Below are 19,470 nucleotides of genomic sequence, written 5' to 3'. Positions count from 1 at the left end.
GAGCGTTAGGTTGGATGTGGGGTGGATTGCAGGGTCAGCCCGGCCGCCCGGTGCCCCAGCGGCCCGTATCCTGCGCCCAGGCCGGGAGCAGCGAGAATTGCGGCCTGAAGGTATGCGTGCGCCGCCCGTACGGCGTCCGGCAGGGCCAGACCGCGCGCGAGGTTCGCGGTGATCGCCGCCGACAGCGTGCAGCCCGTGCCGTGCGTGTGCCGCGTGGGCTGCCGCGCCGCCCGCAGTGTGAGGTGGTGCCCGTGGGCGCGCAGCTCGTCGGTGACGGTCTCGCCGGGCGCGTGCCCACCCTTCAGGAGCAGCGGCGTGGTGTCCGGCACGCCCGCCGCGCGCAGCGCCGCCCACTCGGGCACGTTCGGGGTGACCAGCGTCGCCAGGGGCAGCAGTTCGTCCCGCAGGGCGTGCAGGGCGCCCCCGTCCAGCAGGGCGTCCCCGCTCTTGGCGAGCATGACCGGATCGACGACCAGCGGCAGATTCCGTCCGCGCAGGGCGTCCGCCACCGCGCGCACCAGCCCCGCGTTGCCCAGCGCACCCGTCTTCACTGCCGCGACCGGGAAATCGTCCAGCACGGCCCGCAGCTGCGCCGCCACCAGCTCCGGCGGCAGCGGGTACGCGGCCTGCACACCCCGCGTGTTCTGCGCGGTGATCAGCGTCAGGACGCTCGTGCCGTACACGCCGTGCGCCTCGAAGGTCTTCAGGTCCGCCTGGACGCCCGCCCCGCCACCGGAATCCGACCCGGCGATGGTGAGCGCAACGGGCACCGTCATGCACTCACCCCGCGTTCCGCCAGCGCCAGCACCCGCGCCGCCGTGACCGGGGCCAGCAGCGCCCCGTGCCGCCCGTGCCCCGCCGCGACGAGTACGCCCGGCAGGGTCGGGTGCAGCCCCACCAGCGGCAGACAGTCCGGCGTGACCGGCCGCAGGCCCACGAGGTGCGCGGCGACCTCCGCCCCGTCTGCGCCGGGCACGAGCGTCCGGGCGGCCCCACGCAGCCAGCGGGCCGCGTGGGCGTCGGGTGTGGTGGCCCACGTGTCGCGGCTGGTCGCGCCGACGTACAGGCCGTCCGGGCGGGACAGCGCGTAGCGGGAAAACCCCCGCGCGGGCGGACCGTACCACGCGCCCACGCCCGGAGCGCCGCGCAGCAGCAGCGCCTGCCCCTGCTGCGCCCCCACCGGCACGCCGAACGCCCCGCTCCACGCGCCCGCCGCGAGGATCACCTGCCCGGCGAACCAGTCGCCCGTGTCCGTCCGCACCCGCACCCCGCCGCCCGACGGGCCGAGGGCCTGGACCTGCGCGGCCACCACCTCCAGCCCCTGCCGGGCCGCGCGCACCACGGACGGTGGATGCAGGCTCCCCTCGCCCGGCGTGCCGGTCAGGCCACCTCCGGGCAGCACGCGGGCCACGCCGGGGCGCAGGTGAACGGGCACACCAGAGCGTTCCAGCTGCGCCGCCAGCGCGGGCCAGCGGCGCAGCCCCTCCAGCGCGTCCGCGTGCAGGGGCGTGCCGCACAGCCGCTCGCCGTCCGGCGTCAGGAGACCTGCCGCCGCCCGCCACGCCGCGCCCGGCCGGTCCACATCCAGCACCAGCACGTCCGCACCCGCCTGTCGCAGCGTGAACGCCACCAGCGACCCGATCAGGCCGCCGCCCACCACGATCACCTCCCGCGTGCGTGTCACACCGGCACTTCCGGGTCGGGCAGGCGCACCACCCCCGCCGCCGGACTGCTGGGGCTGGCGTGCGTGCGTTCGGGCATGCGTCCGGCCAGGAACGCCGCGCGGCCCGCCTGCACGCCCAGCGCGAAGGCGCGGGCCATGCCGACCGGGTCGCGCGCCTCGGCAATCGCGGTGTTCACCAGCACGGCGTCTGCTCCGAGTTCCAGCGCCTGCGCCGCGTCGCTCGGGACGCCCAGGCCCGCGTCCACGATGGTGGGCAAGCGCGCGCCGTCCAGCACGGTTCGCAGCAGCTCGGGGCTGCGCAGGCCCCGCCCGGACCCGATGGGGCTCGCCAGGGGCATCACGGCGGCGCACCCGGCGTCCTCCAGCGCGCGGGCCAGCACCGCGTCGGCCTGCACGTACGGCAGCACCGTGAACCCGTCGGCGGCCAGCGCCTCGGCGGCGCGCAGCGTGCCCACCGGGTCGGGCAGCAGGTAGCGGGCGTCGGGGATGACCTCCAGCTTGATCCAGTTCACGCCGGTCGCCACGCGCGCCAGCCGCGCCACGCGCAGCGCCTCGTCGGCGGTGCGGCACCCGGCGGTGTTCGGCAGGAGTTGCAGCGCGTCCCAGTCCAGCGCGTCGAGTAAGCCGTCATGCCCCGGCGCCCGCAGTTCGACCCGGCGGATGGCGACGGTCACGATCTGCGACCCGCTCGCGGCGAGCGCCTCGCGCATCACGCCGAAGTCCGTGAATTTCCCCGTGCCGGTCATCAGGCGTGAGGTGAACACTTTGCCGCCGAGGGTGAAGGGGTCGGGCCTGTGCGGATTCTGCTTCATGACGAACCTCCGGTGAATGGACGCGCAGGTTCTCCAGTCCGCAGAACCCGCACCTGTTCCTGCTCGCGCCGCTCGGGGGCAGAGGGCCTGACGGCCCACGCTGCCCCGGAACGGTCAGCCCCCCCCGATAACGCGGACGATCTCGATGACATCTCCGGCCTCCAGGGTGCGGTGCGGCGCGCGGGCGCCGGGGTACACGTCGTCGTTCACGCCCACCGCGACGCGCGCCGGGTCGATGTTCAGGTCGCGCAGCAGGGCGTGCAGGGTCAGGCCGGGCGTGAGGGGCCGCGCCTCGCCGTTCACGGTCAGGGTGGCGGGTCGGGTCACGCGGGCACCCCCCGCAGCGCCCCCAGCAGATCAGATGCGGCCTGCGGGGGGTCGCGGGCGTCCAGCACGGCGCGGACGACCGCCACGCGGGTCGCCCCGGCCGCCAGCACCTCGTGGACGTTCGAGGCGTCGATCCCGCCGATGGCGTACCAGGGCAGCGGCGGGTTCAGCGCGGCCACCGCGCGCACGTAGGCCAGTCCGGCAGGCGCGCGGCCCGGTTTGGTGGGCGTGGCGTGGACCGGCCCGGCGGCGATGTACGCGGGCGCCTCGGCCAGCGCGGCGTGCGCCTGCGCGGGGGCGTGCGTGCTGCGGCCCAGCATCAGCCCCGGCGCGAGCCTGCGCGCCCAGGCGGGCGGCAGGTCCCCCTGCCCCAGGTGCACGCCGTCCGCGCCGCACGCGGCGGCGACGTCCACGCGGTCGTTGATGAAGAAGGGCACGCCGCGCGCGCGGGCCAGCGCCGCCACCCGCTCGCCGAGTGCGATGTACGCCCCCGCCTCCCAGTCCTTGCAGCGCAGTTGCAGCGTGTCTACGCCGCCGTCCAGCGCAGCCTCAAGGCGCGCCAGGAACTCGGGTTCCGGCTGCCCGGCGCGGGGCGTGGCGACGAGGTACAGGCGACCGAGGTTCACGCCTCTCCCTCCGGTGCCTGTTCCTGGCGAGGCACGTACACCTCGCCGCCCAGGGCGCGGAACTCGCGGGCTTTCTCCTCCAGTCCGGCCAGCACGTCGGGGGCGCGCAGGTCGTGGCTGAGTTTCATGGAGCAGAAGTGCGGGCCGCACATGGAGCAGAAGTGCGCGGTCTTCGCCGCGTCGGCGGGCAGCGTCTCGTCGTGCAGCGCGCGGGCCTTCAGCGGGTCCAGGGACAGGTTGAACTGGTCCTCCCAGCGGAACTCGAAGCGGGCCTTGCTCAGGGCGTTGTCGCGGGCCTGCGCGCCGGGATGGCCCTTGGCGAGGTCGGCGGCGTGCGCGGCGATGCGGTACGCGATCACGCCGTCGCGCACGTCCTGCCGGTCCGGGAGGCCCAGGTGCTCCTTCGGCGTGACGTAGCAGAGCATGGCGGTGCCGTACCACGCGATCTGCGCCGCGCCGATCGCGGACGTGATGTGGTCGTACCCGGGCGCGATGTCGGTCGTGAGCGGCCCCAGCGTGTAGAACGGCGCCTCCTGGCACACGTCGAGCTGCCGGGTCATGTTCTCGCGGATGAGCTGCATGGGGACGTGGCCGGGGCCCTCGATCATGGTCTGCACGCCGTGGTCCCACGCCACGCGCGTGAGTTCGCCCAGGGTGTCCAGTTCCGCGAACTGCGCGGCGTCGTTCGCGTCCTCGATGCTGCCGGGGCGCAGGCCGTCCCCGAGGCTGAAGGTGATGTCGTAGGCCGCGAGGATCTCGCAGATGTCCGCAAAGTGCGTATGCAGGAAGTTCTCGCGGTGGTGCGCGAGGCACCACTTCGCGAGGATGCTCCCGCCGCGCGACACGATCCCGGTGCGTCGCCGCGCGGTCAGCGGCAGGTGCGCCAGCCGCACCCCCGCGTGGACGGTCATGTAGTCCACGCCCTGCTCGGCCTGCTCGATCAGCGTGTCGCGGTACACGTGCCAGGTGAGGTCCTCGGCCACGCCGCCCACCTTCTCCAGCGCCTGATAGATCGGCACGGTCCCCACGGGCACGGCGCTGTTCCGGACGATCCACTCGCGGGTGGGGTGGATGTGCCGACCCGTGGAGAGGTCCATGACCGTGTCCGCGCCCCAGCGGGTGGCCCAGATCATCTTCCCGACCTCCTCCTCGATGGAGCTGGTCACGATGCTGGTCCCGAGGTTCGCGTTGATCTTCACCCGGAAGTTCCGCCCGATGATTGTGGGTTCCAGTTCCGGGTGGTTGATGTTCGCGGGGATCACCGCGCGGCCCCGCGCGACCTCCGACCGGACGAATTCCGGCGTGATCTCACGCGGGATGGCGGCCCCGAAGACCTGCCCAGGGTGCTGGTGGGTCAGGTCGAAATCCGATTCCTGCCGCAGCGCCTCGCGCAGGGCGACGAATTCCATCTCCGGGGTGATCTCGCCGCGCCGCGCCGCCTGAAGCTGCGTGATGCCTGCGCCGGGGCGGGCGCGGCGGGGCCGGGGCACACGCGGGAACGGCAGTGGGCCGCTGACGTCCAGCGCCGGGTGGTGCCGCTCCCGCGCCAGTTCCAGCCGGGCGTCCCCGGCCAGCCAGGGGCGCGCGTGCCCCAGCCCGGCGCGCAGGTCCACGCTCAGGCGGGCGTCCGTGTACGGCCCGCTCGTGTCTGGCACGAGCAGGGCCGGGTTCGGGACGGTGCGGGTCAGGTCACCCACGCGTTCCAGCGTCGGCGACTGCCGGATGCGCCGCGCGGGCACCCGCACGCCCGCGTGCAGCGTGCCGCTCAGGTACACCTTCTCGCTGTTCGGGAACGGCGCGGTCAACTCCGGGTCGAGAATCGTCAGGGCTTCGGTCGCGGGGTCGGTCAGGGGTGGGGTCAGGGTGGTCATGAGCACTCCAAAGAAATTGGGAACAGGACGGGGCCGCCGGGCACCCATGCGGGCGTCCGGATGTGGGGGCTGCTGTCAGCAGGGCAGCCCGTCAGGTCGGGTCGGTCAGGTCAGTGGATTCGCAACAACAAAACGCCCCCCTCACGCGTCGGAGGGGGGCGAAACACGACAACTGTTTCGGCACCCGTCACGCTCCCTCCGCTGGTATGAACCAGATCAGGTTCCTAGGGTTGAACACGGTGTTCTCTCAGCCGACGCTGTTGACGGTCGGCACCCCTGGTGACTGTGCGGCGAGTGTACACCGCCCGCGCCCCGCACGACAGCAGGGGTGGCCTTCCCCGTCCAGACGGGTGAAGATGAGGCCAGAGAGTCCCACGTCCCGGAGGTTTCCATGAATCGCGCCCTGCTGCTCCTGTCCCTGCCCGCCCTGCTGCTCCTGTCCCCTGGTCATGCCCAGAATGCCCAGCCATTGAAAACGACCCTGAGCACCTGCGGGGCGTACACCGTGAAAACCGTGGAGAACGGCTTCGGCGACCCGGAGGACCGCGTGACCCTGTCGCGGGCGGGCGTGACGTACGCGACGGTCACGGACACGATGGTGGGCGTGGACTGGTGCCGGGACGTGACGGGGGACGGCGTGCCGGAGGTGCTCCTCTCGGGCTTCTCGGGCGGCGCGCACTGCTGTTTCACGCATCACCTGTACTCGCTGACCAGCCCGCCCCGCAAGCTGCTGACGGCGTTCAGTGCGCACAGTGACACGCTGGAGGCGCGGCAGCTGGACGGCAGGGGGCCGCTGGAACTGGTCGGGTCGGACTGGCGCTTCGCGTACGGGTACGGGATGAGTTTCGCGGAGAGTGCGCCGCTGCCCGTGGTGTACTCGCTGCTGCCCACGCCGGGCGGGGCGCGGTTCGTGGAGAACACGCGGGCGTTCCCGGCATTCATGGAGGCGTACGCGCTGACGGCGCCGGAGGACGAGCGGTTCAGCGGTGGGGTGCTGGTGGAGTACGCGGCGCGGGTGCTGACGCGCGGGGCGGACGCGGCGGACGGGTGGGCGCGCGGCCTGGAGGCACCGTTCGCGGCGTGGCTGGCGAACTACGGGCCGGATATCCAGCAGGACATGTCGGATGTCGGGATGTGGGACTGGCCCACGCGGGCCGGGGTGAACGCGGACGCGAGGCGCAGTGGGATCGGCGGGGCCTTCCTCGCGCCGGGCGTACGGGCGTACCTGGGGCAGGTGATCGGCAAAGAGGGGGCGACGCTGCGCCTGTACCGCGCGCAGGGCTCAGAGGTGATGGCGGGGCCCGTACTGCTGTCGGTACCGGTGACCCGCGACGGGTACGGGGAACCGGTCGTGCCGGTGTGGCCGACCACCACGGTGCGCCGCGCGTCGGGCCGGGACGACGCGCTGCTGCGGGACGCGCGCAGCGGCAGCGTCCGCTACCTGCCGGTGCGGGTGTCGGCGGGCGGGATGACGGAACTGAAGGACGAACCGCTGGGCGTCACGGCGCGCCTGCTGGGCGACCTGAGTGCGCTGGCGGGGCACGTGGCGGCGCAGTTCCGGGACGTGAAGCGCACGCCCGAGCAGCAGGCGGAGGTGAAGCGGCGCGTGCAGGCGGCCGTGACCCGCGCGCAGCCGTGGCTGGCGGGCTGGAAGGGCCAGGAGGCGTTCGCGCTGACGCGGCTGGGGAACTTCACGTTCAGTTCCGTGCGGCTGCTGACGGACACGCCCACGCGGGCGCAGGCGGTCATGACGACCACGGTGGGCTTCACGGACGCGAAGACCGACAGCGAGTACGTGAACGGGGAGCGCTTCACGATGATCGTGAACCTCGCGCGCGGCGCGCAGGGCTGGGGGGTGACCGACTGGACGCTGGTGCCCCGCACGGGCGAACTGTACGAGGAGTGAGACGGACTCCGGTTAAATGGCCTGCAAAGCCGTTCAATCCGAGCGGACTCGGAGAGCTGCGGAGCAGAGCGAGAAGGAGAGAAACGCGTTCCGGTCGTGGAGCTGGCAACCCGGTGTGGTTCAGGGTTGTCAACGAAACAGGCGGAATCCGGATGAACAGCGCAGCGCGCCGCCCGGAATCCAGTGCCGGGCGGCGCGCTGGGGTGGGGGTGGGTTACGGGAGGGCTTCGGCCTCGCGGACGATCTGCACGACGCGCTCGCGGATGTGGCGTTCCTCGCGCAGGTAGCGCTGGGCGCTCATCTGCACGCCGATGGCGGCCACCACCGTGTCGGTGTCGCCGTGCGCGGTGTGCAGCGCGTGGTAGGGCACGCCCAGGGTGCACTGGCCGGGCACCCATTCCTCGATGGAATAGGCGTACCCGAGGCGTTTGACCTTGGCGACCTCGGTGCGCCACTCGTCCAGGCTGGTGATGGAGCTGGGCGTGCAGGCGGCGAAGGTGCGGGGGGTCATGTCGGCGTGGGCGTAGAGGATCTTGCCGCTGGCGGTGGCGGTGGCGGGCAGGTAGATGTCCAGCGGCAGGTCGATGTCGGCGTCGGGGTGGCGTTCGCGGATGGCGGCGACGACCTCGTCACCCTCGAGGATGCACAGGAACGCCACGGCGCGGACTTCCAGCGCGAGGCGGGTGATCAGCGAGCGGGCTTCCTGGAACCACGGCAGCGAGGAGGTGAGCTGGGCGCCCATCTCGGCGATGTGCCAGGACAGGCGGTATTTGCCGGCGGGGGTGCGGCGCAGGAATCCGGCCTCGGTCAGTCCGGCGAGGTACGCGTGGGCGGTGGCCCGGGGAACTCCCAGGTGCGCGGCGAGCGCACGGACGCCCCATTCGGGCTGTTCGGCGCTGAATGCGCCCAGGATGTTGGCCGCCTTCTGAAGAGAGAGCACCCGTCCAGCCTACAGGGACGAGCCCGGATTGTATACATCCGTCCCCCCCACTGTACCCGGTTCACCCACACCGCCCGCCGCCCCGACTAGAGTGCCCGGCGTACGCCGCGCCCCTCCCCTGCTCCTGCTGTCCCTGCTCGCGTCCCCGGGTACCGTGGCCACCGGGCCCCCCTTCCCCGCCACGCCGCCTGCCGTCCCCACACCCGCCCCGGCCGGGCAGCTTCAGCGCGGCGAGACCACCTACGTCCTGGCCTGCGCGATCTGCCACGGCGACCGGCTGGAGGGCGTCAGCGCCCCCGAGCTGGACGGCGCAGCCTTCCGGGCGCTGTACCGCACGCTGCCGCCCCGCGCGCTGCACGACCTGATCCGCGACACCATGCCGGACGACCGCCGGGGCACCCTCAGCCCGCAGGAGGTGCTGGACGTCACCGCGTACCTGCTGCACGAGAACGGTCTACCCCGGCCCCAGGGGGAACTGAATGCCGAGACGCTCGACCACGTCACGCCGACGCCCTGAAGGGCGGCGGGCCCGGGCTGCCTTCGCCCGGACCCACCTCCAGCGCGCGCCTTACTGGTGCAGGTAGGCCAGCATCAGCTCACCCGTGGCGCGCAGCGCGTCGGTGTGGGTGCGCTCGTAGGCGTGGCTGGCGTCCACGCCCGGCCCGATCAGCGCGACCGGGTAGTCCCCGCCCGCACGCCACGCGGCGGTGCCGTCCGAGGCGTAGTAGGGGTAGATGTCCACCCGCAGGTCCAGACCCGCCGATCGGGCGGCGGCGCGCAGGCGGTTGCCCAGCGCGTGATCGTACGGCCCGCCGCCGTCCGCCACGCACAGCGAGACGCCGTGCTCACTGCTCGTCTGCCCGTCCCCCACCGCCGCCATGTCCACGGCGATCAGCGCGTCCGTGTGGGCGGGAATGCCGGTGGCGGCGCCATGCCCGACCTCCTCGTAGGTGGTGACGTGGAAGGCCGCCGTGACGGGCGCGGGGGCCGCGAGCAGTTCACGCGTGACCGCCAGGAACACCGCGACCGCCGCCTTGTTGTCGAGGTGGCGGGCCTTCACGTACCCGCTCGCAGTCACGCGGGGGCGCGCGTCGAAACTCACGAAGTCGCCCTCCTGCACCCCCAGCGCGCGGACGTCCCGGGCGCTGAAGACCGCCTCGTCCAGGCGCACCTCCATGACGGCCGCCTCGCGTTTCAGGTCCCGCAGGGCCGCGCCGTGCACGTGGGTGCTCTGGCGGACGTTCACGACCGTCCCGGTCAGGGTGCGGCCCGCCTGGGTGTGCACGAGGACATCCTCGCCCTCCACGGTCGCCCAGTCGTACCCGCCCAGCGGCCACAGCCGCAGCCGCCCGCTGTCCTTCACGCCCTTGACCATCGCGCCCAGGGTGTCCACGTGCCCGCTGAACGTCACGTGCCCCGCGCCGGTCCCCGCGACCTCCCAGGTCAGGGCGCCCTTGCGGGTCCGCTGCGGCTGCACGCCCAGCGCCCGCAACTCCTGCTCCAGCAGCGCCACCGCCGCCTCCGTGAAGCCGGTGGGGCTGGGCGTGGCGAGCAGGCGCACGAGGACGTCCAGGGTGTAGTCCAGGTTCACGCGGGCACCTCCAGCGACTCGATCCGGAAGCCCTGCGCCTCGGCGGAGGCCAGCGTGGCGTCCAGCGCGGGCGTGCCGCTCAGGGCCAGCAGGTGCAGGCGCTGCACGGCGCGGGCGTGCAGCTGCGCGGCCAGTTCACTGCCCGCGAACGCGTCGGGCAGTTCGGCGCGCACGAGCACGTCGCCCTGCTCGGCGCGGAAGTCCGGGTGCAGCGTCCAGTCCTTCGAGAAGGTGTCCCACGCGGCGCCATGCGGGGCGTCCCACTGCACGAACGCCACCACCCAGCCCTGCGCGCGGGCGTCGGCCACGTGGTGCGCCCAGTCGCGCGCCACCGACCGCTCGTCGGGCCGGTCGTCCAGATCGTGACGCTGCGCGTTCAGCAGCAGCAGGGCGTGCGCGGAAAGGGTCATGCCGCCCAGGATAGCGGCCCCGCGCCCGCCAGGACGGCATGACCGCTGACGGTCTGCCCTGTCCGGCACGCCCACAGGCTCAGGGGACGGTCAGGACCAGTTTGCCGACCGTACGCCCGGTTTCCTGCGCGCGGTGCGCGTCCGCGACCTGCGCCAGCGGGAAGGTGCGGCTCACGTGCGAGCGCAGCCGCCCGGCCTCCGCCAGGTTCACCAGGGCGCCAAGCTGCGCGCGCGACGGGTACACCAGGATCCGCGCGGCGTGCACGCCCAGCGCCTGCGCCCGCGCGGCGTCGGGCTGCGCGGCGATGCACACCAGCCACCCGCCGGGCCGCAGCACGTCCAGGGACCGCGTAGCGGTCTCGCCGCCTACCGTGTCCAGCACGGCGTCCAGGCCCTGCACCTGCTGCTCGAAGGGCCGGGCGCGGTAGTCGATGACCTCGTCTGCGCCCAGCGAGCGCACGAAGTCCACGTTGGGCGCAGACGCCGTGGCGATCACGTGCGCGCCGCGCGCGTGGGCCAGCTGCACCGCGTAGTGCCCGACCCCCCCGGCACCCGCGTGGATCAGGACGCGCTGCCCGGCCTGGAGGTTCATCTTCTCCAGTGCCTGCTCGGCGGTCAGGGCGGCCAGGGTCATGGCGGTGGCGTCCTCGTGGCTCAGCGTGGCGGGCTTGTGCGTGATGTCCGCGGTGCGGGCCAGCACGTACTCGGCGTACGCGCCGGGCTGCTCGGGGAAGGCCAGCATGCCGAACACCTCGTCGCCCACGCCGAACTCCACCACGAAGGGGCCCACGGCCACGACCTCGCCGGACACGTCCCAGCCCAGCACGGCGGGCAGCGTGGGCAGGGGGCCATTCCGGCGCACCTTGGTGTCCACCGGGTTGATGCTCACGGCCCGCACGCGCACGAGCACCTCGCCCAGGCCGGGCGTGGGCACGGGGCGGGTGGCGGGGCGCAGCACCTCGGGGCCGCCGGGCTGCTGCAGTTCAATCACGGTCATGGTCTGGGGAATGGACATGGGTGCTCCTGCACCGGGCACGTCAGGGTGCCCGCTGAACGGGGAAGGGCTGAGGACGTGCAGGCGGGCGGCTTCCCGCCTGCGGCGCCTGTCAGTGTGTCAGCCTGCCCACGAATCGGCAAGTACGTACACTCAAGGTAGGTACGCACATTTTGGGAACTGTCATCTGCTACCCTGCGGGCATGACGGCGCCCGCACCGCACCCCTCCCCCACCGAGCCCCCACCCACCTGCGCGGTCACCACCACCGTCGGCGTGATCGGCGGGAAGTGGAAGGCCGTGGCGGTGTACCACCTGCTGGGCGGCCCGCGCCGCTTCTCGGAACTCCAGCGGCGCATGCCGGGCGTCACGCAGCGCATCCTGACCCTGCAGCTGCGTGAACTGGAAGCCGACGGCCTCGTGCACCGCGAGGTCTACCCGCAGGTGCCGCCCAAGGTGGAGTACTCGCTGACGCCGCTGGGCCGCACGCTGGAACCCATCGTGCGCGCCATGCTCGCCTGGGGCGAAACGTACCGCCAGCGGGAACAGGACACCTGAATGGACTGAGGGCCGACCTCCACACCGGAAGGCCGACCCCGACAGATTCCCCCCGTTCAGCTCGGCTGTTCGATCTTCATGGCCATGATGCTGGAGCCCGCGTCCACGTACACGGTCTGCCCGGTCACGCCACTGCCCAGGTCACTCAGGAGGAACAGGGCCAGCTTGCCGACCTCGTCGGGGGTGGCGTTGCGACCCAGCGGGGCCGCCTCGGCGGCCTTCTCGAACATGCTGCCGAAGCCGGGGATGCTGCGCGCGGCGATGGTCCGCATGGGTCCGGCGCTGATGGTGTTCACGCGCACGCCCGCCGCGCCCATCTCGCTGGCGAGGTAGCGGGTGGTGGCTTCCAGCGCGGCCTTGGCGACGCCCATGACGTTGTACTTGGGCACGACCTTCTGCGAGGCGTGGTACGTGAGGCTGACGATGCTCGCGCCGGGGCGCAGCAGCGGCTCGGCGTGGCGGGCGGTGGAGACCAGGGTGTACGCGCTGACGTTCAGGGCGGTGTTCCAGTCGGCCTCGGTCGTGTCGAGGAAGCGGCCGTCCATGGCGGTGCGGGGCGCGAACGCGATGGAGTGGATCAGGTAGTCCAGGTGCCCGAATTCCTCCTTGACGCGGGCGAACAGCGCGGTCAGGTCTTCCTCGCTGGTGGCGTCGGCCTGCTGGGCCCACACGCCATCACGGCCGGTCAGGAGCTTGTCGAGTTCGCTCCTGAGGCGCTCGCCCTGGTAGGAGAAGCCCACGCGGCACCCGGCGGCGAGGAGCTGCTCGGCGATGGCCCAGCCGAGGCTGCGGGCGTTCGCGACGCCCATCACCAGGGCGGTCTTGTCACTCAGGTCAATCTGCACCGTCATGCGGGGGACTCTAGCAACCCCGTGCCCGGCGGCGCTGATGCGGGTGCAAAAAATCGGACTGGGCGGAGCACTTCACGGTGTGAGGCGTGCAAAAAGCGTCAGAATCCGGTGAGAGATGACACGCGATACTGGGCTGATGTTGCTTCACGCGCCGCACCTGAGCGCGCCGCACGCGTTCACCACGCGGCGGGGTGGCGTTTCGGTCGGCCCCTACGCGGGCCTGAACCTGGATGACCGCGAGGACGACCCGGCAGCGGTCACCGGGAACCGCGCGCGGCTGACCGGGGCGCTGGGCTTCACGCCCGCGCAGGTGGCCCGCCTGACGCAGGTGCACGGAACCGACGTGGTGACCGTGACCGGCGGCGGTCACTGGACCGGGGACGCGCTGGTGACCGGGCAGGCGGGCGTGCTGCTGGCGATCGGCACGGCCGACTGCTACCCGCTGCTGCTGGAGGACCCTCAGGCGGGCGTGCTGGGCGCCGCGCACGCCGGGTGGAAGGGCACGCTGGGCCGCATCGGCGCGCGCACCGTGGAGGCCATGACCGCGCTGGGCGCCCGCCCGGAGCGCATCCGCGCGGCGGTGGGGCCGGGCATCTGCGCCGCCGCGTACCCGGTGGGTCAGGGCGTCGCGGACGCCTTCATGGGGGCCGGGCTGGGCGCGTTCGTGCAGCCCGGCGCGGACGGCCCGCACCTGGATCTCGCCGGGGCGAACCGCGCCGCGCTGCTGGACGCGGGCGTGCCCGGCGCGCAGGTGTGGGTCAGTGGACGCTGCTCCACGGAAGGCGACTTCTACTCGTTCCGGCGCGACGCGGGCGTCACGGGGCGCATGTGGGCCGTGATCGGCCGCGCCGGGAGCGCCGCGTGAGCCGCCCCGCCCCCGCCCCCTCCCGCAGCCTGCTGCGCCCGGCGGACGTGATCGACCACGTCACGCACATCACGCCGGAATTCCTGGCGGACCGGGGCCTGCACGGGCTGCTGCTGGACCTCGACAACACCCTGGTGCCGTACGGCAGTTACGACCCGGCGGGCGTGGCGCAGACCCTGGCGTGGGTGCGGGACCTGAAACTCGCCGGGGTGGGCCTGTACCTCCTGAGCAACGCGACCGGGCAGCGGGCCGCGTTCTGGCTGGACAGGCTGGACTTCCAGGGCGTCGGGCTGGCCGGGAAACCCAACCCCCGGGCGTTCCGTAAGGCCCTGCGCGCCCTGAACCTGCCGCCCGCGCAGGTGGGCATGGTGGGCGACCAGCTGTTCACGGACGTGCTGGGCGGCAACCTGAGCGGCATGCACACTATTCTGGTCCGACCTCTGGTCACCAACGCCCTTCCTCATACGCGCGTGGCCCGCAGGCTGGAACGCGCGGTTCTGAAACGCTACGGGCACGACTGGCACCACTGATGGCCTGTCCAGACCGTCCTCCCCATTTCCCTCACGCAAGGAGACTGAAACGTTATGGCTCTTTCCATCGGTGACCGGCGCCTGGGCGCCATCCTGCTCGAGCAGGGCTACGTTAATGACACGGACCTGCAAAAAGCCCTGGTCCGCCACGCGGAGGTCGGCGGGCGCCTCGCGGAGATCCTGATCGACTCCGGCATGGTCGGCGAGAAACGCATCGCGCGCGCCATTGAGGAAGCGCTCGGCATTCCGCTCGTGAACCTGCTCGTCGTCACGCCCGAGGCGGCCGCGCTGCAGGCCGTGCGCGCCCAGACGGCCATGCAGTACCAGGCGTTCCCGTTCGCGCTGGACGGCCAGACGCTGCGCGTCGCGATCGTGGACCCCCTGTCGAGCATGGCCATCGAGGCGCTCGAGGACGACAGCGGCCTGAACATCGAGGTGTACCAGGCGCTGCGCGACCAGATCATGTGGGCGATCGCCACGTACTACCCGGAACTGCACCTGACGGTCGAGGCGCCCGCCGAGGCCGAGGGCGGACCGGCGGGCGGGATGCTGGGCCAGCGCCTGATCAGCCGCGGCCTGATCAGTGACGCGCAGCTGCAGGTGGCGCTCGACGCGCAGCAGCAGACCGGCGAGCCGCTGGGCAGCACCCTGATCGCGCAGCGGATCATCAGTGAGGACCAGCTGTACGAGGTGCTGGCCGAGCAGGTCGGCGCGGTGTTCCTGCGCAACCCGCGTGACTTCCAGCCCAGCGAGGACGTGCTGGGCAGCATGCTGCGCGCCGACGCGCTGCGCCTGACTGCCGTGCCGGTCGATGAGACCGATTACGGGGTGACGGTCGTGGCCAGCGACCCGCGCAAGCGCGAGGACATCGAGGCGCTGGTCGGGCGGCCCGTGCAGCTCGTGCTGGCCAAACCGCGTGACATCGAGACGCTGATCGAGCGCTTCTACCCGCAGCGTGGGCGGCTGGGCGAGCAGATGGTGCAGCAGGGCACCCTGTCGCGCGAGCAGCTGCGCGAGGCGCTGCAGGTGCAGGCCCGCGAGGGCCGCGTCAAGCCGCTGGGCGAGGTGATCGTCGACCTGGGCTTCGCCGCCGCCGACGAGATCGACAACGCCCTGCAGAAGCAGAACGCCGGGGGCGGGCGCCTGGAGGACACGCTGGTGCAGTCCGGGAAGCTCAGCCCGGAGATGCTGGCGCGTTCGCTGGCCGCGCAGCTCGGCTACGAGTTCCTGGACCCCGTCCAGAACCCGCCGGACAACAAGGTCGCGCTGATGATCCCCGAGACGACCGCCCGCCGCTACGGCGTGGTGCCGGTCCGGTTGCAGGGCGAGTCGCTGGTCGTGGCTATGAAGGACCCGCGCAACGTGTTCGCGCTGGACGACCTGAAGCTGATCACCGGGCGCGACATCGTCCCGGCGGTCATGGCGGAAAAGGACATCACCCGCCTGATCGAGCGGTACTTCGGCAGTCAGGACATGGCGAACCTGAACCAGCAGCTCGCCAAGGAGAGCAAGGAGCGCGAGACGGCAGGCAAACGCCAGGACGCCGAGGACCTCACGGCTGGACTGGACGACAACGCCGTGGTGCGCGTCGTGGACAACATCATCCGCGAGGCGGCGCTGCAGGAGGCCAGCGACATCCACATCGAGCCGACCGAGACGGCCCTGAAGGTCCGTTACCGCGTGGACGGCATCCTGCGCGAGCAGAACGAACTGCCCAAGGGCAGCTCGCAGAGCATCCTGGCGCGCATCAAGATCATGGGGCACCTCGACATCAGCGAGCGGCGCGTGCCGCAGGACGGCCGCGTGCGCTTCAAGAAGGGCAGCATCGACCTGGACCTGCGACTGTCCACGCTGCCCACCGTGTACGGCGAGAAGGCCGTGATGCGTCTGCTGCAGAAGGCCAGCAACATCCCGGAAGTCGAGCAGCTGGGCTTCAGTGAGCACAACTATCAGCGCTACCTGGACACCATTCACAAACCCAACGGCATCTTCTTGGTGACCGGCCCGACCGGTTCGGGCAAATCCTTCACCTCCTTCTCGACGCTGAAGCGCATCGCGGTGCCGGAGAAGAACACCACCACCATCGAGGACCCGGTCGAGTACGAGATTCCGGGTATCGTGCAGTCGCAGGTGAACAATGCGGCGGGCATGACCTTCGCCCGCGCGCTGCGCGCCTTCCTGCGCCAGGACCCGGACATCATCTTCGTGGGCGAGATCCGCGACACCGAGACCGCCAAGATCGCCGTGGAGGCCGCGCTGACCGGTCACCTCGTGCTGGCCACGCTGCACACGAACGACGCGCCGGGCGCGATTGTGCGTCTGGAGGAGATGGGCGTCGAGCACTTCAACATCGGCGCGGCCGTGGTGGGCGTGGTCGCGCAGCGACTCGTGCGCAAGGTCTGCCCGGACTGCAAGGCGCCCACGAACGCCGACCCGGACGTCCTGCGCCGCCTCGGGATCACCGAGCGGGACCTGCGCGGCGCGCAGCTGATGCGCGGCGCGGGCTGCAACCGCTGCGGCGGTACCGGCTACAAGGGCCGCATGGGCATCCACGAACTGATGGTCATCGACGAACCGCTGCGCGTCGCGATCGGTTCGGGCAAGAACGCCACCGAGATCACCGAGGTCGCCATGACCCAGAGCGGCATGAAGACCCTCCGTCAGGACGGCATCGAGAAGGCCCTTAAGGGCGTCACGACCCTCGAAGAGGTCCTGGCCGTCACCAGCAAGTAACCCTGACCGCCCGCTTCCCCCTTTCCACCCCCGAGGTGACCCGTATGACCCAGCCTGCTGCCGACATCACCGACATCCTGCGTTTCGCCGCCGACAAGGGCGCCTCCGACGTGATCATCACCGTCGGGCTGTCCCCGCAGTTCAAGCTGCAGGGCGTGTACGACTCGCAGGGCTTCGCGGAACTCGCCCCGACCGACACCCGCAAACTGATGTACTCCATGATGAACGAGAAGCAGCAGCGGACCTTCGAGGAACGCCGCGAGCTGGACTTCTCGTTCGCGCTGGGCGAGAAGGCCCGCTTCCGCGTGAACGCGTTCATGCAGCGCGGCAACGTGGGCGGCGTGCTGCGACTGATTCCCACGAAGATCAAGAGCGCGCAGGAGATGGGCCTCCCCGCCAACGTCATCGAGATCGCCAACGCCCCGCGCGGACTGGTGCTCGTGACCGGCCCGACCGGCTCGGGCAAGTCCACGACGCTCGCGGCGATGATCGACCACATCAACACCACCAAGCGGCTGCACATCATGACCATCGAGGACCCCATCGAGTTCATGCACACGCACAAGCAGTCGATCATCAACCAGCGTGAGGTCGGCGCGGACACCATGAGCTTCAACGACGCGCTGCGCGCCGTGCTGCGCCAGGCGCCCGACGTGATCCTCGTGGGCGAAATGCGCGACTACGAGACCATCAAGGCCGCCGTGACCGCCGCCGAAACCGGGCACCTCGTGATGGGCACCCTGCACACGAACTCCGCGCCGGAATCCATCGACCGTATCGTGGACGTGTTCCCCGAGGAGCAGCAGGAGCAGATCCGCGTGCAGCTCGCGAACAACCTCGTGGCGGTCATGACGCAGCAGCTGCTGCCGCGCCTGGACGGGCAGGGCCGCATCCTGGCGTACGAACTGCTGATCGCCAACCCGGCCGTGCGCGCCCTGATCCGCGAGGGCAAGACGTACCAGATCACCAGCGTCATGCAGACCGGCGCGCGCGAGGGCATGGTCACCATGGACGCCTTCCTGGCGAACCTGTACCGCCGCCGCGTGATCTCCTTCGACACCGGCGTCGAGCGCGCCGTGGACAGCAAGGAATTCGCCCGACTCGCCAACGACCCCAGCATCGCCACGGCGGGCGGCGCGGCCAGCATGCCCGCCGGGTACGGGCAGGCGCCCGTGCAGGGCTTCGGCGCGACCGTCACCCCCGCCCAGGGCGGCTACGCGTCGGGCCGCAACGACTTCGGCCGTGGGAACGGCAGCGGGGACGCCCGCACCACCAGCACGCCCGAAACGAACCCCGGCGGGAGCGGGTACGGCAGGCGCTAAAAGGCGTTGATGGGTGAAAGTTGATGGTCGATAGAGGGGGGCAGCCCTTCCATCAACCATCAACTTTCAACTATCAACCTCTTAAAACACGCGGTCGAGGATCAGCGGCTCGGGCGCGGGGGCCTGGGCGCCCAGGGTCAGGCCCTCCGTGAGGAGGCGGGTGGCGGCGTCGAGGCCGCGGCCGCCTCTGTGGTAGATGCGCAGGACGGGTTCGCCCGCCCGGACGGCCTCGCCGGGTTTACGCAGGAGTTCCACGCCCACGCCGTGGTCGATGGCCTCGCCCTTGCGTTCGCGGCCGCCGCCCAGCACGAGCACCGCGCGGCCGACGCTGAGGGCATCGATGCCCGCCACGAAGCCGGATTCGGGGGCGGTCACGTCGGCGCGCCCGGGGGCCACGTCGAATTTGCTCACGTCGTCCACGTAGGTGGCGTCGCCGCCCTGCGCGGCGATGAACGCCCGGAACTTCGCCAGGGCGCTGCCGTCTTGCAGGGTGGCGCGCGCGCGGGCCTCGGCAGCCGTTTCGTCCTCACCCTGCGCGGCCAGGGCCTCGACGGCCAGCGCGACGCACAGTTCGGTCAGGTCGGTGGGTCCCTCGCCACGCAGGGTCGCCAGGGCCTCCAGAACTTCCAGGCTGTTGCCGGCCATGTGGCCCAGCGGGGTGTCCATGTCGGTCAGCACGGCGCGCACCTGCCGCCCGGCGCGGGTGCCGATGTCCACCATCGCGCGGGCCAGGCCGCGCCCGGCGTCCAGGGTGCGCATGAACGCCCCGGCACCCACCTTGACGTCCAGCACAACGGTATGCGCGCCGGACGCGAGTTTCTTGCTCATGATGGAGCTGGCGATCAGCGGCAGGCAGTCCACGGTGGCGGTCACGTCCCGCAGCGCGTACAGTTTCCCGTCCGCCGGGGCGAGGTCCCTGCTCTGGCCGACCAGCGCGAGGCCGATCTCGCGCGCCTGGGTCAGGAACTGCTCCTCTTCCAGCTCGCTGGTCCAGCCGGGGATGCTCTCCAGTTTGTCGATGGTGCCGCCGGTGTGGGCCAGGCCGCGCCCGCTCATCTTGGCGACGGTCTGCCCCAGCGCGGCCAGCATGGGCGTCAGGATCAGGCTGGTCTTGTCGCCCACGCCGCCCGTGGAGTGCTTGTCCACCGTGCGGGGCAGGTCGCCGAGGTTCATCAGGTCGCCGCTCTCGGCCATGACCATGGTCAGGTCGGCGGTTTCCTGTTCGGCCATGCCGCGCAGGAACACGGCCATCAGCCACGCGCTCATCTGGTAGTCGGGCACGTCGCCGCGCGTGTACCCCAGCACCAGGGTCTCGAGTTCCTCGCGGGTGTGCTCTAGGCCGTCGCGTTTCTTGCGGATCAGGTCGGGAATGATCGCGGTCATAGGCCAGTGTACGGCCCAGGGGCGGAAATCTGTCCCGGCGCGGCGCCGCGCTGGAACGAGTTCCTGAG

General features: G+C 71.7%; 19 protein-coding genes and 1 riboswitch. Of the genes, 7 read left to right on the top strand and 12 right to left on the bottom strand.

The genetic code is table 11. From position 1 onward, the window contains the following. Positions 1 to 5 precede the first annotated feature (5 nt). From thiD to thiC, 6 genes are all read right to left on the bottom strand, one after another. On the bottom strand, positions 6 to 776 hold the full coding sequence (gene thiD / locus SY84_RS10095; RefSeq protein ID WP_046843896.1) for a bifunctional hydroxymethylpyrimidine kinase/phosphomethylpyrimidine kinase: 771 nt from the start codon (positions 774 to 776) through the stop codon (positions 6 to 8). Continuing rightward, positions 773 to 1,684 (bottom strand): NAD(P)/FAD-dependent oxidoreductase, encoded by a 912-nt coding sequence (locus SY84_RS10090; RefSeq protein ID WP_046843895.1) that lies wholly within the window; start codon positions 1,682 to 1,684, stop codon positions 773 to 775. The genes thiD and SY84_RS10090 overlap by 4 nt, the downstream gene beginning before the upstream one ends. Next, the gene (locus SY84_RS10085) at positions 1,681 to 2,496 is read right to left on the bottom strand and encodes a thiazole synthase (RefSeq protein WP_046843894.1); all 816 of its coding nucleotides are present in this window, start codon (positions 2,494 to 2,496) and stop codon (positions 1,681 to 1,683) included. Before SY84_RS10085 ends, SY84_RS10090 begins: the two co-directional genes overlap by 4 nt. Before the next feature lie 114 nt (positions 2,497 to 2,610). Then, positions 2,611 to 2,823, bottom strand: a complete 213-nt coding sequence (thiS, locus tag SY84_RS10080; RefSeq protein ID WP_245621318.1) for a sulfur carrier protein ThiS — start codon at positions 2,821 to 2,823, stop codon at positions 2,611 to 2,613. Beyond that, positions 2,820 to 3,449, bottom strand: coding sequence for a thiamine phosphate synthase (gene thiE, locus SY84_RS10075; protein ID WP_046843893.1), 630 nt, complete (start codon positions 3,447 to 3,449; stop codon positions 2,820 to 2,822). The genes thiS and thiE overlap by 4 nt, the downstream gene beginning before the upstream one ends. Then, positions 3,446 to 5,320 (bottom strand): phosphomethylpyrimidine synthase ThiC, encoded by a 1,875-nt coding sequence (gene thiC, locus SY84_RS10070; RefSeq protein ID WP_046843892.1) that lies wholly within the window; start codon positions 5,318 to 5,320, stop codon positions 3,446 to 3,448. Before thiC ends, thiE begins: the two co-directional genes overlap by 4 nt. Before the next feature lie 175 nt (positions 5,321 to 5,495). Then, a riboswitch (TPP riboswitch) is annotated at positions 5,496 to 5,608 on the bottom strand. Between the two features lie 103 nt (positions 5,609 to 5,711). Here thiC and SY84_RS10065 point away from each other — a divergent pair. Further along, positions 5,712 to 7,226: a hypothetical protein gene (locus SY84_RS10065; protein WP_046843891.1), complete on the top strand. Its 1,515-nt coding sequence runs from the start codon at positions 5,712 to 5,714 to the stop codon at positions 7,224 to 7,226. 214 nt (positions 7,227 to 7,440) lie between these two features. Here the strand turns inward: SY84_RS10065 and SY84_RS10060 are convergent, their stop codons facing one another. Continuing rightward, the gene (locus SY84_RS10060) at positions 7,441 to 8,166 is read right to left on the bottom strand and encodes an IclR family transcriptional regulator (protein ID WP_046843890.1); all 726 of its coding nucleotides are present in this window, start codon (positions 8,164 to 8,166) and stop codon (positions 7,441 to 7,443) included. 154 nt (positions 8,167 to 8,320) lie between these two features. Between SY84_RS10060 and SY84_RS15925 the strand changes: the two genes are divergently transcribed. Continuing rightward, a complete protein-coding gene (locus SY84_RS15925; RefSeq protein WP_157882955.1) occupies positions 8,321 to 8,683 on the top strand; it encodes a c-type cytochrome in 363 nt (120 codons plus the stop codon). Positions 8,684 to 8,734: 51 nt separating this feature from the next. Here the strand turns inward: SY84_RS15925 and SY84_RS10050 are convergent, their stop codons facing one another. The 3 genes from SY84_RS10050 to SY84_RS10040 form a co-directional block, all read right to left on the bottom strand. Continuing rightward, positions 8,735 to 9,751 (bottom strand): M42 family metallopeptidase, encoded by a 1,017-nt coding sequence (locus tag SY84_RS10050; RefSeq protein ID WP_046845123.1) that lies wholly within the window; start codon positions 9,749 to 9,751, stop codon positions 8,735 to 8,737. A gap of 2 nt (positions 9,752 to 9,753) precedes the next feature. After that, positions 9,754 to 10,167 (bottom strand): isochorismatase family protein, encoded by a 414-nt coding sequence (locus SY84_RS10045; protein ID WP_046843889.1) that lies wholly within the window; start codon positions 10,165 to 10,167, stop codon positions 9,754 to 9,756. Positions 10,168 to 10,246: 79 nt separating this feature from the next. Next, on the bottom strand, positions 10,247 to 11,182 hold the full coding sequence (locus tag SY84_RS10040) for an NADP-dependent oxidoreductase (RefSeq protein ID WP_046843888.1): 936 nt from the start codon (positions 11,180 to 11,182) through the stop codon (positions 10,247 to 10,249). Between the two features lie 182 nt (positions 11,183 to 11,364). Between SY84_RS10040 and SY84_RS10035 the strand changes: the two genes are divergently transcribed. Then, positions 11,365 to 11,718, top strand: coding sequence for a winged helix-turn-helix transcriptional regulator (locus SY84_RS10035; protein ID WP_046843887.1), 354 nt, complete (start codon positions 11,365 to 11,367; stop codon positions 11,716 to 11,718). A 56-nt stretch (positions 11,719 to 11,774) separates the two neighbouring features. Here the strand turns inward: SY84_RS10035 and SY84_RS10030 are convergent, their stop codons facing one another. Next, positions 11,775 to 12,569, bottom strand: coding sequence for an enoyl-ACP reductase FabI (locus SY84_RS10030; protein ID WP_046843886.1), 795 nt, complete (start codon positions 12,567 to 12,569; stop codon positions 11,775 to 11,777). A 136-nt stretch (positions 12,570 to 12,705) separates the two neighbouring features. Here SY84_RS10030 and pgeF point away from each other — a divergent pair, with 136 nt between their 5' ends. From pgeF to SY84_RS10010, 4 genes are read left to right on the top strand one after another with little or no spacing between them, the layout of a single operon-like run. Beyond that, a complete protein-coding gene (gene pgeF / locus SY84_RS10025) occupies positions 12,706 to 13,434 on the top strand; it encodes a peptidoglycan editing factor PgeF (RefSeq protein WP_245621317.1) in 729 nt (242 codons plus the stop codon). Continuing rightward, positions 13,431 to 13,964 carry a YqeG family HAD IIIA-type phosphatase gene (locus tag SY84_RS10020; RefSeq protein WP_046845122.1) on the top strand — a complete coding sequence of 178 codons (534 nt, stop codon included), beginning with the start codon at positions 13,431 to 13,433 and terminating at the stop codon, positions 13,962 to 13,964. Before pgeF ends, SY84_RS10020 begins: the two co-directional genes overlap by 4 nt. A gap of 54 nt (positions 13,965 to 14,018) precedes the next feature. Beyond that, complete coding sequence (locus SY84_RS10015) at positions 14,019 to 16,697, top strand: type II/IV secretion system protein (RefSeq protein ID WP_046843884.1); 2,679 nt, start codon at positions 14,019 to 14,021, stop codon at positions 16,695 to 16,697. A gap of 44 nt (positions 16,698 to 16,741) precedes the next feature. After that, on the top strand, positions 16,742 to 18,019 hold the full coding sequence (locus tag SY84_RS10010; RefSeq protein WP_046845121.1) for a type IV pilus twitching motility protein PilT: 1,278 nt from the start codon (positions 16,742 to 16,744) through the stop codon (positions 18,017 to 18,019). Positions 18,020 to 18,100: 81 nt separating this feature from the next. Here the strand turns inward: SY84_RS10010 and SY84_RS10005 are convergent, their stop codons facing one another. Next, complete coding sequence (locus tag SY84_RS10005) at positions 18,101 to 19,402, bottom strand: thymidine phosphorylase (protein WP_046843883.1); 1,302 nt, start codon at positions 19,400 to 19,402, stop codon at positions 18,101 to 18,103. Positions 19,403 to 19,470 lie beyond the last annotated feature (68 nt).

The sequence above is a fragment of the Deinococcus soli (ex Cha et al. 2016) genome (assembly GCF_001007995.1).
Classification (GTDB): Bacteria; Deinococcota; Deinococci; order Deinococcales; family Deinococcaceae; genus Deinococcus; species Deinococcus soli.
Note: the sequence above shows the minus strand (reverse complement) of the source record. Positions and strands in the feature narration are given on the sequence as shown.